At 71.5% G+C, this 14,711-nt stretch carries 14 protein-coding genes; 12 read left to right on the top strand and 2 right to left on the bottom strand.

Annotation, left to right across the window (positions count from 1 at the left end):
• The first annotated feature begins 4 nt into the window (after positions 1-4).
• From OG552_RS32420 to OG552_RS32475, 12 genes are all read left to right on the top strand, one after another.
• Positions 5-391, top strand: a complete 387-nt coding sequence (locus tag OG552_RS32420) for a cupin domain-containing protein (RefSeq protein ID WP_329141317.1) — start codon at positions 5-7, stop codon at positions 389-391.
• A gap of 10 nt (positions 392-401) precedes the next feature.
• Positions 402-800 carry a carboxymuconolactone decarboxylase family protein gene (locus OG552_RS32425; protein WP_329139060.1) on the top strand — a complete coding sequence of 133 codons (399 nt, stop codon included), beginning with the start codon at positions 402-404 and terminating at the stop codon, positions 798-800.
• A complete protein-coding gene (locus tag OG552_RS32430) occupies positions 793-1,719 on the top strand; it encodes an NAD(P)-dependent oxidoreductase (protein ID WP_329139062.1) in 927 nt (308 codons plus the stop codon). Before OG552_RS32425 ends, OG552_RS32430 begins: the two co-directional genes overlap by 8 nt.
• Positions 1,720-1,747: 28 nt before the next feature.
• Positions 1,748-2,521 carry a carboxymuconolactone decarboxylase family protein gene (locus tag OG552_RS32435; RefSeq protein ID WP_329139064.1) on the top strand — a complete coding sequence of 258 codons (774 nt, stop codon included), beginning with the start codon at positions 1,748-1,750 and terminating at the stop codon, positions 2,519-2,521.
• On the top strand, positions 2,521-3,321 hold the full coding sequence (locus tag OG552_RS32440) for an enoyl-CoA hydratase/isomerase family protein (protein WP_329139066.1): 801 nt from the start codon (positions 2,521-2,523) through the stop codon (positions 3,319-3,321). Before OG552_RS32435 ends, OG552_RS32440 begins: the two co-directional genes overlap by 1 nt.
• Positions 3,318-5,714 (top strand): CaiB/BaiF CoA-transferase family protein, encoded by a 2,397-nt coding sequence (locus OG552_RS32445; RefSeq protein ID WP_329139068.1) that lies wholly within the window; start codon positions 3,318-3,320, stop codon positions 5,712-5,714. The genes OG552_RS32440 and OG552_RS32445 overlap by 4 nt, the downstream gene beginning before the upstream one ends.
• A gap of 6 nt (positions 5,715-5,720) precedes the next feature.
• On the top strand, positions 5,721-6,965 hold the full coding sequence (locus OG552_RS32450; protein WP_329139070.1) for a PrpF domain-containing protein: 1,245 nt from the start codon (positions 5,721-5,723) through the stop codon (positions 6,963-6,965).
• A gap of 150 nt (positions 6,966-7,115) precedes the next feature.
• Positions 7,116-8,345, top strand: coding sequence for an ABC transporter substrate-binding protein (locus OG552_RS32455; protein WP_329139072.1), 1,230 nt, complete (start codon positions 7,116-7,118; stop codon positions 8,343-8,345).
• A gap of 90 nt (positions 8,346-8,435) precedes the next feature.
• On the top strand, positions 8,436-9,308 hold the full coding sequence (locus tag OG552_RS32460) for a branched-chain amino acid ABC transporter permease (RefSeq protein ID WP_329139074.1): 873 nt from the start codon (positions 8,436-8,438) through the stop codon (positions 9,306-9,308).
• A 43-nt stretch (positions 9,309-9,351) separates the two neighbouring features.
• Positions 9,352-11,208 (top strand): branched-chain amino acid ABC transporter ATP-binding protein/permease, encoded by a 1,857-nt coding sequence (locus tag OG552_RS32465; protein ID WP_329139076.1) that lies wholly within the window; start codon positions 9,352-9,354, stop codon positions 11,206-11,208.
• The gene (locus OG552_RS32470) at positions 11,205-11,924 is read left to right on the top strand and encodes an ABC transporter ATP-binding protein (RefSeq protein WP_329139078.1); all 720 of its coding nucleotides are present in this window, start codon (positions 11,205-11,207) and stop codon (positions 11,922-11,924) included. Before OG552_RS32465 ends, OG552_RS32470 begins: the two co-directional genes overlap by 4 nt.
• A 293-nt stretch (positions 11,925-12,217) precedes the next feature.
• Positions 12,218-13,018 carry a GntR family transcriptional regulator gene (locus tag OG552_RS32475; protein WP_329139080.1) on the top strand — a complete coding sequence of 267 codons (801 nt, stop codon included), beginning with the start codon at positions 12,218-12,220 and terminating at the stop codon, positions 13,016-13,018.
• Positions 13,019-13,077: 59 nt separating this feature from the next.
• Here OG552_RS32475 and OG552_RS32480 read toward each other — a convergent pair whose 3' ends face one another.
• Together OG552_RS32480 and OG552_RS32485 are read right to left on the bottom strand one after the other, a co-directional pair.
• Positions 13,078-13,485: a Zn-ribbon domain-containing OB-fold protein gene (locus tag OG552_RS32480; RefSeq protein ID WP_329139082.1), complete on the bottom strand. Its 408-nt coding sequence runs from the start codon at positions 13,483-13,485 to the stop codon at positions 13,078-13,080.
• Entirely contained in the window at positions 13,482-14,633 is a 1,152-nt protein-coding gene (locus tag OG552_RS32485) for a thiolase family protein (RefSeq protein WP_329139084.1), read from the bottom strand. Before OG552_RS32485 ends, OG552_RS32480 begins: the two co-directional genes overlap by 4 nt.
• Positions 14,634-14,711: the final 78 nt, after the last annotated feature.

Here is a 14,711-nt window from a genome sequence, read left to right on the forward strand (position 1 = left end):
CATCATGCCCGGCCGCTCCGTGGAGCAGCCCGACTCGGCCGCCAAGTCCGACACCTTCTCCGGTCAGGTGTGGGCCGACCCGGTCCTGCCCGCCACCGACGGCGTGACGATCAACACGGTCTTCTTCGCCCCCGGCGCCCGGACCTTCTGGCACCACCACGAGCACGGCCAGATCCTGCACGTCCTGGCCGGCTCGGGGCTGATCCGCAGCGCCGACGGCCCGGTGGAGCAGCTGCGCCCGGGTGACGTGGTGTGGGTGCCGCCGGGCGAGCGGCACTGGCACGGCGCCGGGCCGGGCTCGTACCTCGTCCATCTCGCCATCTCGCTCGGCACCACGGTGTGGGCCGAGGAAGTCGCCGGCACAGTGCGTGCCGGCTCCCGTCACCAGTGAGGACTCCCCGATGACGACAGACCAGACACATGCCGACACCTACGAGCGCGGGCTGGACCTGCGCCGGGCGGTGCTCGGCGCCGAACACGTCGATCGGTCCCTCGGCCAGGTGAGCGACTTCGCCCGCCCCATGCAGGAACTCGTCACCGAGTACTGCTGGGGCGTGGTGTGGGGCCGCGAGGCGCTCGACCGCAAGACCCGCAGTCTGCTCAACCTCGGGATGCTGACGGCGCTGAACCGGTCGCACGAACTGGCCGCCCACGTCCGCGGCGCGCGCACCAACGGTGCCTCGGTCGCCGAGATCCAGGAGGTGCTGCTGCAGACCGCGATCTACGTCGGTGTGCCGGCGGCGCTGGAGTCCTTCCGGGTCGCCGAGAAGGTGCTGCGGGAGCTCGACGACCATGAGTGAGACAGACACGAGTGAGACAGCTACGAGTGAGACACCCGGCGCGGTGACGTTCGTCGGTCTCGGCAAGATGGGCCTGCCGATGGCGACCCGCCTGGTCGGGGCCGGCATCCGGACCGTCGGGTTCGACGTCGGGCCCGCGGCCCGGAAGGCGTTCGCCGCCGCCGGCGGCGCGGTGGCGGACTCCGCGCCGGCCGCGGTCGCCGGGGCCACGGCGGTCATCTTGATGCTGCCCGACTCCGGCATCGTGGAATCGGTACTGGACGACCCGGCGGTGGCCGCCGCGCTGGAACCCGGCGTGACCGTCATCGACATGAGCTCCTCCGAGCCGGCCCGTACCCGCGCCCTGGCCGAACGGCTCGCCGCCCGCGGGGTCGTGATGATCGACGCCCCGGTGTCCGGCGGTGTCGCACGGGCGGTCACCGGGGAACTGGCGGTGATGGTCGGCGGCGAGGACGCCGACGTGCGGCGTGTCCAGCCACTGCTGGAACGGTTCGGCCGGATCTACCGCTCCGGTGGTGTCGGCAGCGGCCACGCGGTGAAGGCGCTCAACAACCTGATGTCGGCCACCCACCTGCTGGTCACCAGCGAGGCGATCCTCGCCGGGGAGCGGTTCGGCCTCGACCCGGCCCAGGTACTGGAGATCGTCAACGCGTCCAGCGGGCGCAGCGGTTCCACCGAGAACAAGTGGCCCCGCTTCGTACTGCCCGGGACGTACGACTCCGGCTTCGGGCTGCGGCTGATGCTCAAGGACATGCGGATCGCGGTGGGTCTGGCCGAGCAGGTGGGCATGCCCAGCCGGCTGGGCGCCGACGCCCTCGCGCTGTGGGCCCGGGCCGCCGAGGAGCTGCCCGCCGACGCCGACCACACCGAGATCGCCCGCTGGCTGCGCAAGCGCGCCGAGCCGCCCGCCGGCGTCTGACCACCCCTCGTATCCGAAAAGGCACAACATGACACTCACCGCTCGTCAGGAAGAGATCAAGGCGCGGTTCATCGAGGTACGCGGGGCGTGGGGACCGAGCTGGGACGCGATCCTGCGGCTCGACCCCGAATTCCTCCTCGCCTACCTCGACTTCTCCGCCGTGCCGTGGCGGCAGAACCACCTGACGCCCCAGGTGAAGGAACTGATCTACATAGCCGTCGACGCGAACGCGACGCACATGTACCTGCCCGGTGTGCGGCAGCACGTGCGGGCGGCGCTGAAACTCGGTGTGCCGCCGGCCCAGATCATGGAAGTGCTGGAGCTGTGCGCGACGCTCGGCATCCACGCCATGAACATCGGTGTGCCGATCCTCGTGCAGGTGCTGGAGGAGAAGGGCCTGCGCACCGCGCCCGAGCCGCTGACCTCGCGGCAGGAGGAGATCAAGGCCGAGTTCGCCGCCAACCGCGGCTACTGGAACCCGTTCTGGGACGAGATCCTCGAACTCGATCCCGAACTCTTCGCCGCCTACACCGAGTTCTCCTCCGTGCCGTGGCGCGGCGGCACGCTGGAGCCGAAGGTCAAGGAACTCGTCTACATCGCCTTCGACACCGCGGCCACACACCTCTACACCATCGGCCTCAAGGCGCACATCGAGAACGCCATCGGCTACGGCGCCACACCCCAGGAGATCCTGGAGGTGATGGAGATCGCCGCGGTCCTCGGGATCCACGCGGTCACCACCGCGGCGCCGATCCTGGAGGAAGAGGTGCGCGCGGCCGCGCAGGACGGCGGGGCCGAGTGATGGCGGCGACGCCCGGCACCGAGAGCCCGGTGGTCGTCACCCGGGTGTCCGAGCGGGTCCGCCGGATCACCCTCAACCGGCCGCACAAGCGCAACGCCCTGGACCGCGAGGCCCGCCAGGCCCTGCGGGACGCCCTCGCGGAGTGCCGCGACGCCAGCGTGGTCGTCCTGACCGGCGCCGGCGGCACATTCTGCGCCGGCATGGACCTCTCGCAGCTCGCGACGAAGAGCCAGGCCGACGAGGACGAGCTCAACCACAGCTGGCGGATGGTCCAGGAGGACATCCGCCACCACCCCGCCATTGTCATCGCCTCGGTGGCCGGCTACGCCCTCGGCGGCGGCGCGACGCTCATCAGCACCTGTGACCTGGCCGTGGTGACCGAGGACGCCCGGATCGGCACCCCGGAGATCGGCTTCGGTTTCTACCCGGGGCTGGCCGGCCCGGCCGTGCAGCTGCGGCTGTCGGCCAAGCGCGCCGCATGGATGGTGCTCACCGCGGACCGGATCGACGGCCGCACCGCCGTCGACTGGGGCCTGGCCAACCTCGCCGTGCCGGCCGCGGAACTCGACCAGCGCACCACCGAACTCGCCGACCGCGTCGCGCAGTTCGACCCGGTGGCGCTGGAGTGGTCGAAGAAGGCGCTCTGGCAGATCCCGATGCAGATCAGCGAGTGGCGGGCCGCGCTGGAGTTCGGCGCGTACGTCAACGCCGAGATCCACTCCCGCACGCAGTCGCACGTCGACGCGCTCGACGGGTTCCTCGGCGGCGTCCGCCACCCGGGGCAGGGGGCCGACCAGTGACGCCGGCGGCGCCTCCGCGCCCGTTGCGGGTGCTGGAGCTGAGCGAGAGCGTCGCCGGCGGGGTGTGCGGACGGCTCTTCGCCGGCCTCGGCCACGATGTGGTGCGCGGCGCGGTGACGCCCGGCGACCCGCTGCGGCACCGGCCGCCGTACAACGCCGACGGGGTGTCCCTGGCGTTCGTGGCGGTCCACTCCGGCAAGCGCGGCGTGGCCGCGGTCGGCGCCGACGGACGGCTGCTCCCCGGCGCCCGGGACCTGATCGGCGAAGCGGACGTCCTGGTGCTGGACACCACCCCGGACCGGGCCAGGTCGCTGGGTCTTGACCCCGAGCACCTGCTGGAGACATGGCCGGACCTGGTCGTGGTGCGGATCACCGGCTTCGGCCCCGGCAGTGAGTACAGCGAACTGCCCGCCGACAGCCTGCTCGCCGAGAGCTACGGCGGCCTGGCGACGATGATCGGTGAGGCCGGCCGGCCGCCGCTGAGCCTCGGCGGCGAGCAGTCGGCGTACTGCGCCGCGGTGACCGGCTTCCTCGGCGCGATGCTGGCGCTGGTGCGCCGGGACCACGGGCAGGGCGGCGACCTGGTCGAGGTCGCGATGTGCGACGTGGCCGCGTACATGGACTGGAAGAGCGACGTCAACTGGTCGATGACCGGCGTCGCCCCGGGCCGCGCGGTGCGCGACCAGGGCGACTGGCGGCTGGTCCGGGCGGCGGACGGCTGGGTCGGGTTCATCTTCCTGCCGCGGCACTGGCCCGCGGTGGTCGAGCTGATCGGCGACCCGGCGCTGCGCGCCCCGGACCTGGCCGAGGAGGCGGTGCGCACGCGCCATCCGGAGCGCTGGTGGCCGGTCATCGAGCGGTGGGCCGCGTCGCTGCCCGCGCAGGAGATCTACGCGCGGGCCCAGGAGCTGGGACTGCCGTTCGGCTGGGTGGCCCGGATGTCCGACCTGGCGCATGCGGAGCAACTGGCCGGCCGCGGCTTCCTGGTGGACGGGCCGGACGCCCGCGCCGGCCGGGTGCCCGTGATCGGCGGGCCGCTGCACGGTGCGGGCCTCGGCTGGGACGCGGGGGAGCCACCGGCCGAGGAGCCCGGCGCGCAGGCGGCATGGCTGCCGCGCGCGGCGCCGGCCCCCCCGCCGCCGGCCGCCGGCCGCCCGCCACTGGAGGGCGTGGTGGTCCTGGACTTCGGGACCATCACGGCCGGTGCGGCGGTGACCCGGCTGCTGGCCGACCACGGCGCGACGATCCTCAAAGTGGAGTGGACCGACCGGCCGGACACCTTCCGCACCTGGAAGCTGACCGAGGACGAGCTGCGGGCCGCCGGGACACCACCGACCTCGCCGTACTTCCCGTCGAACAACATCGGGAAGCTGGACGTCGCCATCGACCTGAAGACCGCCGCCGGGCGTGATCTCGTACGCCGGCTGGCCCGCCACGCCCACATCGTCGTGGAGAACTTCCGGGTGGGGGTGACACGGCGGCTCGGCATCGACGCGGCGACCCTGCGGGCGGAGAACCCCGCGCTGGTGTGCCTGTCGCTGTCGAGCCAGGGCCAGCACGGCCCGGAGGCCGGCAACCGCTCGTTCGGTTCGACGCTCGACCTGCTCTCCGGGCTCGCCTCGGTGACCGGTTACCCGGACCGCGGCCCCACCTGGTCGTCCTACGAGGTGAACTACCCGGACCAGTTGGTCTCCCTGGTGGGTGCGGCGGCTGTCGCGTACTGCGTCCAGCAAGGGGTGGGCGGCCTCGAACTCGACCTGTCGCAGCGGGAGGCGGTCAGCTGGACGCTGTCCGCGGAGGTCGCCGACTACGTCGTCAACGGGCACGACGCGGAGGTCACCGGCAACCGGCGGCCCGGCGCGGCGCCCCGCGACACCTTCCCGGCCGCCGGGGCCGACACCTGGGTGGCGGTGGTGTGCACGACCGACGACCACCGCGCTGCGCTGGCCGGCTGGCTGGGCCGCCCGGACCTCGCCGGCCGTGAGGCCGCGTGGTGGGACGGCGCCGAGGCACACGCGCTGATCGGCGCCGCCACCGGCGCGCTGGGCCGGGACGAGGCGGTGGCCGCGCTGCACGCGGCGGGTGTGCCGGCGGTGCCCGTGCTCACCGCCGGCGACCGGGCGTCGACCGCGCGGTTCGCCGAACGCGGCGTGACGCTCGCCGGGGACGGGCCGCCGGTGAAGGGGTCCCCGATGGTCTTCGCGCGCTACGCGCCGGTCGTACGGCCGGTGGCGCCGGCGATCGGCGAACACACCTACGAGGTGCTGACCGGCGTCGCCGGTCTGACACCCGGCGAACTGCGGCGTCTTGAGGACGCCGGCGCTGTGCACTGTGCCCGGCCGGCCGAACCTGCCGGGCAACCGACTGACGGAAAACTGACGGAGAAGAGGTGAGGACCGGTGGCTGACTCGGTGAGTCCTCCGACCGGACTGATGGCCGCGGAGATGGAGTCCGTCCCCGCGATGGTGATCCGCGGCGGCACCAGCAAGGGGGTCTTCCTGCGGGCACGTGACCTGCCGGCGGACCACTCCCTGTGGGGTCCGTACCTGATCGACATGTTCGGGGCGCGCGACGCCCGGCAGATCGACGGGATCGGCGGCGCGATGCCGACGACGAGCAAATGCTGCATCGTCGAGGCGAGCGAGCGTGACGACGCCGACGTGGACTACACGTTCGCGCAGATCGGCATCGGCGAGGAACGGGTCTACTGGGACTTCAACTGCGGCAATCTCACGCCCAGCGTGGGCACGTTCGCGATCCTGGCCGGGCTGGTGCCTGCCGTGCCCGGCCGGACCAGTGTGCGGGTCTACCAGACGAACACCCGCATGCTGCTGACCGTGGACGTACCGACCGGGCCTGACGGCAGCCCGCTGGTCGCAGGCGACTTCGAAATGGCCGGGGTGACCGGGGCAGGCGCCCCGGTGACCACGGACTTCTCCCGGGCGATCGGGGCCTCGCTCGGCGGTGGCCTCTTCCCGACCGGCCGGCGCACCGACGTGATCAAGGTGCCCGGGGTGGGGGAGGTGACCTGCTCGATCCTGGACCTGGCGAACATGTGTGTGTTCTTCCGCGCCGAGGACGTCGGGCTCACCGGGTTCGAGATGCCCGCCGAGGGTCCACAGGTCGCCGAACGGTTCCACGAGGTGCGCCGGGCCGCCCAGGATCTGCTGGGCGTGGACCACGCCAAGACGACGCCGTGGCCGGTGGCGTTCACCGCCGCACGGGACTTCGAGCTCTTCGGCGGCGGGACCCTCGCGGCCGGCGACTACGACTTCGCCGTGCGGTTCGCCGGGATCCAGCCGATGCGCGACACCCTGCACGAGGCGTTCCCGGGGACGGCGAGCTGCTGCACCGCGGTGGCGGCCGTCACCGAGGGGACGGTCGTGCACGGGCTTTACCCGGGGCGCAGGCCCGGGAGTGTGCTGATCGCACACCCCTCGGGCACCTCGGTCATCGAGGCGGCCACGCACGAAGCGGACGGCTCCTGCGTGGTGGACGCCGTGCGGATCGCCCGCACGGTACGGCCGATCATGCGCGGCGAGGTGTTCGTGCGGAAGGCGGAGATCGACCGGCTGAGTGCGGTCATCCCCGCGTCCGACCGCACGAGGTCGGCAGTGCCGGCCCCCGTGCTCCCCGGCGACTGATCGTCGGGCAATCGCACCATGTCAGACCTATTGCCGTCCCCCGATCCGGGGGCTACAGTCGGCACACTTCAAATTGTCAGCCTGTCAGACAATCTCTCTTCATCCTTCCAATGGGCATCGATGGGACGCGTAGTCCACGAGGAGTTGGTGATGGCAAGACGCCACATCGGACGGGTCGTGCCTCGACTCGCCAGAAGCATCAGCAGACAGGGCAGCACGCGCCGGGGCGCGTTCGCCGCCATGGTCGCCGCCGGGGCCCTGGTCCTGGCCGCCTGCGGCGGTTCGGGATCGAGCTCGGCCGGCTCGTCGAGCGGCGACATCAAGCTCGGCATCTCCGTCCCGCTCAGCGGCGCGGTCGGGTCGAGCTGCACGCCGATGAACCAGGCGATGCTCGCATGGTTCAAGCACGTCAACGCCACCGGCGGCATCGACGGCCGCAAGCTCCAAGTGGACAACCGCGACGACGGCTACGACGCCGCCCGCTCGGTGACCAACACCAAGGCGTTCATCAGTGAGAAGGTCGTCGCGGTCACCGGCCAGTGCGGCAGCCTCCAGCCGCCGGCCCAGCTGCCGCTGCTCAACGCGGCCAAGATCCCCTTCATGTACGTGTTCGGCGCCTCCACCACGCTGCTGAAGCCGCTGAACCCGATGTACTTCAACCTGATGCCGACCTACGGCAGTCAGCTGGTCGACGAGATCCCGTGGGTGTTCCAGCACCAGGGCACCGGCACCGTCGCTCTGATGAGCACCGTCACGCCGGACTCGCCCACCACCGCCAAGGAGGTCCAGGACGCGGTCAAGAAGGCCGGCGGCACCTTCGTCGGAGCCTACGCGGCGCCGCCCGGCACCGCGGACTTCTCGCCCTACGTGCTGAAGATCAAGCAGAAGCACCCCGACTACGTCGTGCTCGACCAGATCCCGCAGGACGCCGCCCGGCTGACCCAGGCGATGACCGACAACGGGTTCTCGCCGAACAAGTACCTGGTCGGCAGCAGCGCGGTCTCCCAGCAGACCTTCCTCAACGGTGTCTCCAAGGCCCTGCAGCCGAAGCTGCTGGTCACCTCGGACACGATCGCCCCGGCCAGTGCCGGCAGCACCCAGTGCACGTCGGTGCTCAAGGCGGCGAACATCAAGGTCGAGAGCGTCACCCTGCGCGGGTGCGGCACCGCCCAGGTGGTGGAGAAGGTCCTGCGCTCGGCCCAGAAGCCGATCACGAGCAAGAGCGTCGTGGCGGCGATGGAGAGCATGTCCGATGTGAAGGCATCCGAGATCTACCCGCCGGTCTCCTTCTCGGCGACCAACCATGTCGGGGTCTCCAGCCTCTACATCTTCGGCGTGAAGGACGGCGCCTTCTACCAGGCCGGCTCGATCGGCGGCTGACGGACCGTCGGCAATGACGCGCGGCGGCGCGGCCGTCCCGGTGCCACCCGGCTCCGGGACGGCCGCTCCCCGGCGGATCAGGAGAACGACATGGGACTTGCAATATCGGTCATCGTGAGCGGCATCGCCTTCGGGCTGCTCATCGGAATGCTGGCTTTCATCCTGGTCTTCCTCTACAAGACGACAGGGGTGGCCAATTTCGCGGTCGGCAACATCGGCATGTTCGAGACGTTCATCGTCTACGAACTGTGGAAGGACGGCGTCGGGCTCTGGACCGCGGCGGGCATCGGCCTGGTGTGCAGCGCCGTGTTCGGAGTGCTCATCTACCAGGTGGTGCTGCGGCCCTTCGGCGGCACCCAGGCCAACACGCTGGTGCGCACCGTCGCCCTCTTCCTGGCGCTGGCCGCGATGGCGGACGTCTTCTTCGGACGCGACCAGCCCTACCACTTCCCGGCGCTGCTGCCGACCGGGGGCACGAAGGTCGGAGGCGTGCTGCTGCGGTGGTCCGACCTGATCACGGTCGGGATCGTGCTGGTGATCGTCACCGGGTTCGTGGCGATGTTCCGCTACACCCGCACCGGCCTCCAATTCCTCGCGGTCGCACAGCGCCCCGAGACCGCACGGCTGCTGGGCGTCCGCGCACAGCGCCTGTCGACGATCGCCTACATGCTCGCGGGCTGCCTGGCCCTGCTGATCGGCCTGCTCCTGGCGCCGAAGCAACTGCTCTTCTCGCAGATGATGAACCCGATCCTGCTGTTCGCCTTCGCGGCCGCGGTCGTCGGCGGCTTCACCAGCCTCGGCGGCACGTTCGTCGGCGGCATCATCATCGGCGTGGTCACCGACCTGGTGTCCACCTACCTGGGCAGTGACCTGACGCTGGCAAGTGCGCTGGCGATCATGCTGCTCACTCTCGCGATCCGCCCGAACGGACTGTTCGGCGTCGCCCAGGTGAGGCGGCTGTGAGCGCGCCCACCCGTAAACATCACCACGGCCGAGGAGTTCACCCATGTTGACGCGCGCCAGGGACAGAGTCGGGTTGCCGGCGCTGACGCTCCTGCTGCTGCTGGCACTGGCACCGCTGGTGGTCCGTGGTGTCAGTGAGCAGGGCATCCTTGTCCTCGCCATGATCTACGCGGTCGGCGCGGTCGGCCTCGACGTGCTGACCGGCTACTCCGGCCAGTTCTCGTTCGGCCAGTTCGTGTACTTCGCCATCGGGGCGTACGTCATGTCCTCGGTGCGCATCCACGCGCACTGGCCATGGGTGCCGGCGATCATCGCCGGGGTCGTCGCCGCGGCGCTGGTCGCCGCGGTCATCGGCTCGCTCTTCGTCCGGCTGCGGTTCTTCGGCTCGGCCGTGGGGACGTTCTTCCTCGGCGCGGTGGCGGTCGACCTGCTCAGCGGCTCCCGGCTCGCGCACTGGACCGGCGGCTCCAACGGCCTGACCGTACTGCCCGTGACGATCGGGTCCCACAGCCTGTCCGAAGGCGACTGGCTCTACTACACGGTGTGGATCGGCCTCGCGCTCAGCGTCGCCCTCTGCCTGCGCTACACCAAGGTCCGCGCCGGCATGGCGGCCCGGGTGGTGAAGGAGAACGAGGTCGTCGCCGCCGTCCTCGGGGTGCGGGTGTTCCGCGAGAAGGTGCGCGCGCAGGCCATCGCCGGCGCCGTCGCCGGGCTCGGCGGATGCCTGCTGGCGCTTGACGTCGGCTACCTTTCCCCCGACACGTTCGGCATCAGCCAGTCCATCGAACTCTTCGCGATCGTCGCGGTCGGCGGCACCGGCAGCATCGTGGGGCCGATCCTCGGCGCGATCTTCTTCTTCAGCATGGTCAACGGCCTGGCGTCCACCTCGGCGTCCGCGTCCCAGCTGATCTTCTCCCTCGTGGTGCTCGTGGTCGTCGTGCTCTTCAACCGCGGTCTGTACGACCTGGTCGAGCAGGGTGCGCGGCAGTTGCGCGCTCTGGTGCGCCGGACGCCGGCCACGGCCGGCGGCGCGGCGGAGCCTGCGGCCGTCCCGCAGCCTGCCGCGGAGCGGACCGTGACGGCGCCGCTCAACGGGAAACCCACCGGTGAGGTGGCCAAGACGCCGGCCGGCACGCCACTGCTCACCCTTGAGGGCATCGGCGTCGACTTCGGCGGTGTGCGGGCACTGGACGATGTGGGCCTGCGGGTCGGCCGGGGCGAGGTCCACGCGATCATCGGCCCCAACGGCGCAGGGAAGACGACGCTGCTCAACTGCATCAGCGGCATCCAGCCGGCGATGGGTCATGTGACCCTCGACGGCGACGACCTGACGGCGCTGCCGGTGTCCGTCCGGCGGGGCCGCGGCATCTCCCGGACCTTCCAGCACCCGTCGCTGGTCGCGGACCTCACCGTCCTGCAGAACGTCGAGGTGGGTGCCTACGCGACGCACAACGGCTCGGTCGCCCTCGAACTCGCCGGCCTGCCCGTCACCCGGCGCCGTGACCGGCTGGCCCACGAACGTGCCGTCGAGGCACTGGAGTTGCTGGAATTCCCCCGGCACCGCTGGGGCGTCCACGCGGGCGAGCTGACGATGGGCGAGCAGAAGCACATCGACATCGCCCGCGCCCTGGCCAACAAGCCGAAGCTGCTGCTGCTCGACGAGCCGACGGCGGGGCTCGGCGAGGAGGAGATCGACGCGGTCGCGAACGCCATCGAGGGCGTACGGCGGGCCGGGGTGACCGTCCTGGTGATCGCCCATCACGTGGGGTTCGTCCGGAGGATCGCCGACGGCTGCACCGTCCTGGACTTCGGCCGGGTCCTCACCACGGGCACGGCCGCCGAGGTGCTGGCCGACGACCAGGTCGTCGAGGTGTTCGTCGGAGCCGGGAGAAAGTCATGAAGACGCTGAAGGAACGGGCCGCCGGGACGCCCGGCACGGGTCTGCGCATCGACGACCTGCACGTGCGCTTCTCGGGCGCGCGGGTGATCGACGGACTGTCGCTCACCGTCGCGCCCGGGGAGATCGTCGGCCTGGCCGGCCGCAACGGCGCGGGCAAGACCACCACGCTGCGCTCGATCTCGGGCCTCGTCGCGCGCAGCGGTGGCGTCATCGAACTGGACGGCGTACGGCTGCCGTCGCGGCCGGAATCGGTCGCCCGGGCCGGCGTCGCCCATGTCCCCGAAGGCCGGGGCATCTTCGCCGATCTGACGGTCGAGGAGAACATCCGGCTCGGGCTGGTACGCAAGGTGCCCGCCGCGCAGACGCTGCGGGGCGCGCTGGAGGAGGCGTTCCCCGTCGTCGTCCGGCTCCGCGACCAGAAGGCCGGCCGGCTCAGCGGTGGTGAGCAGCAGATGGTGGCGCTCTTCCGCGGGCTGATCGGCAAGCCGCGGGTGCTGCTGGTGGACGAGATGAGTCTCGGGCTGTCGCCGCGCGCGCTGCTGACCGCGATCGAGGCACTGGCGGAACTCGGGCGCGCGCACGGCATCGGCGTCCTGGTCGTGGACCAGAACAGCCGGATGCTGCACGAACACTGCGACCGGGTGTACCTGCTGGGCGGCGGGCGGGTCCGGCTGTGGGACGACACCAGTAACATCGCGTCGGCGTACTTCGAGTGACCGCCGCATGCCGAACGGGGGTGCGGCGGCGGGCCGTCGGGGTTCCCCGGCGGTCCGCGGACGCGCCGCACCGCGCGGCTGCGCACCTCCGGCGGCGGGCAGCGGGTGTGACGATCCGGTGCCGACGTGTGACGGGGACCGGCCGGGCAGGCCCTATGCTGGGTGGGCGCCCCGGTCCATTGTCTGACAATATTCGCGGCGCGGCGCCCCCGGCACCCGCCCGCCGGAGCGGGCACCGGCGCTCCGGGACGACGAGCAACCGGCCGGCAAGGCCACCTGTAGGAGGACACACCGTGGGTTCGGACAACACAACGGCGGGCGGCAGCACGGCCGGGGCACCCTTCGCCCGTGCCCGGATCGGCCGCGTCGCCGCCCCGATCCGCGAACAGGTCCTCGACGTGATCCGGCAGGGCATCCTCGACTTCCACCTCAAGCCCGGCCAGCGTCTCATCGAACGGGAGCTGATCGAGCAGTTGGGCGTCTCACGCCCCACCATCCGCGAGGTGCTCTCCCGTCTCGTCGCCGAGGGGCTGGTGACGATCCAGCCGCAGCACGGCGCGATCGTCGCGGTGCTCTCGCCCGTCGAGGCCGAGGACATCTACGAGATGCGGGTGCCGCTGGAAGTCCTCGTGATGCAGCGCTTCGTGCGGCGGGCGACCGATGAGGAGATCGGCCAGCTGCGCCGCGCGCTGGAGCGGATCGAGGAGATCACCGCGTCCGGTTCCGAGACGCAGAGCCGGCTGCGGGCCAAGGACGACTTCTACCAGATCGTCTTCGAGGGGTCCCGCAGCCCGGTGCTGGCCCAGACGCTGCAGAGCATGCAGGGGCGGATCCGGCTGCTGCGGGTCACCTCACTGGCCGTCCCGGGACGCCCGGAGGCGTCGCTTGAGGAGATCCGCCGGCTGGTCGAGGCGATCGAGCAGCGCGACCTCGACGCGGTGGCCGCGGCGGCGACCGCGCATGTGCGCAACGCCTCGGTGAGCGCGCTGAGCCGGCTGGCCGAGACCGAGCCGGACGCGCAGCCCCAGCCGGACGCGCAGCCCCAGCCGGACGCCGAGCCGGCCCCGGAAGCGGGTGCTTCGCCGGCCCGGTGAGCGACACGTTCGGCAGCACGCCGTGGGGCCCGTCCACAGGGAGACGGGCCCCACGGCTTTCACACCAGCTGCCAGCGGACGAAGGTGACGTCGTCGTTCACCGGCTCGAACACCGCGGTGACCGCACGGCCGATGGCCATGTCGCCCGGGTCGCCGCGCATGATGCCGTACATCTTCAGCCCGCAGGAGAGCTCGACGAGACCGACCACGTACGGCAGGTCGCCGGCGAACGCCGGGTCGAGCGCGCGGTGGTAGGTCGCGTAACTCCACAGCGTCCCGGCCGGTTCGACCTCCTCCCAGGCGAACCCCGGCTGCAGGCACTCCGGGCAGACCGCCTCCGGCGGCCACAGGCGGTAGCCGCAGACGGTGCTGCGCGGGACAGTGAGTCGTCCCTCGCGTGTCGCCGCCCAGAACGGCGCGGTCACCGGGTCGGACAGATCGGGCAGGGGCTTCTCGACTGTGCTCATGCCGCACTCCGGGTGGAGAGGATGGTGGCGGCGCCCTTCCAGAAGTCGTGCGTCTGGGCGTGCAGGGCGACTTCAGCCGCCGGGACCTGGCGGTCGCCGGCCGCTCCGCGCAGCTGGGCCACCGCCTCGTACAGGTGCATCCAGTTGTGGGTGTAGCTCTCCGACAGCTGGCCGCCGTGCGTGTTGACCGGCAGCCGTCCGCCCGGCCGGGTGTGGCCCTCCGCGAGGAACGGGCCGGCCTCCCCGACACCGCAGAAGCCGTACCACTCCAGCATCTGCAGCACCCACACCGACGTCCCGTCCTGCAGGTACGCCAGGTCGATGTCGTCCGGTCCGAGCCCCGCGTTGCGGTACACCTGGTCGGCGATGCCGCCCAGCCACGGCCGCATCAGCTTGTCCTCGTTCTGCTCGTTGCGGATCGCCGACCGCTGCGCCATACCCAGCAGGTGCACCGGCTTGTCGTGCAGATCGGCGGCGCGTTCGCTGCTGGTGACCACGAAGGCCGCGCCGCCGTCGGAGATGACGGTGAGGTCGGCCCGCCGCAGCGGCTCCACCACGTACGGCTGCGCCAGGTAGTCGTCGATCGTCATCGGGGTGCGGAAGACCGCGCGCGGATTGAGTGCCGCCCACTCGCGCTGCGCGACGCTCACCCAGCCCAACTGCTCCTCGGTGGTGCCGTAGAGGTGCATGTGGCGCCGGGCGGCCATCGCGGCCGGGCCGGCGACGTGCAGGAAGCCGGCGAGCGCCGCCCACTCCGCGGAGCCGCCGATCGGCCGGCTGAACCCGATCTTCGCGCTGCGGGCGTTCGTCCCGTACGTGAGCAGCACCGTGCTCGCCAGCCCGGCCTGGATGGCCATCGCGGCGAGGTGCAGCGAGAAGCCGGCCATCCCGTAGTCCAGCGTGGTGCTGTAGTCGGGGTTGATGCCGAGCAGCGGGCCCATGCCCTCGTCGGTGCCGTGGGTGGTGAGCGGAGCCTTGCAGGTGATCAGCCCGTCGATGGCCGACTTGTCGATCCCGGCGTCACGCAGCGCGGCCACCGAGGCCCGTACCGCGATCACTTCGGGTGATTCATCCGGAATCTCCCCCTGCTCCGTGGCCCCCGCGCCAATGATGGCGATGCCGGGTGGCGGCCCGATCCCTGTACTCACGCCCGCTCCCTGTGTCAGTTCGTCCGACTGTCAGACGATACTATCGAGAAGAGCCCCGCCGGCACCATGCCTGGGCTA

The organism is Streptomyces sp. NBC_01476 (assembly GCF_036227265.1).
Lineage (GTDB): Bacteria > Actinomycetota > Actinomycetes > Streptomycetales > Streptomycetaceae > Actinacidiphila.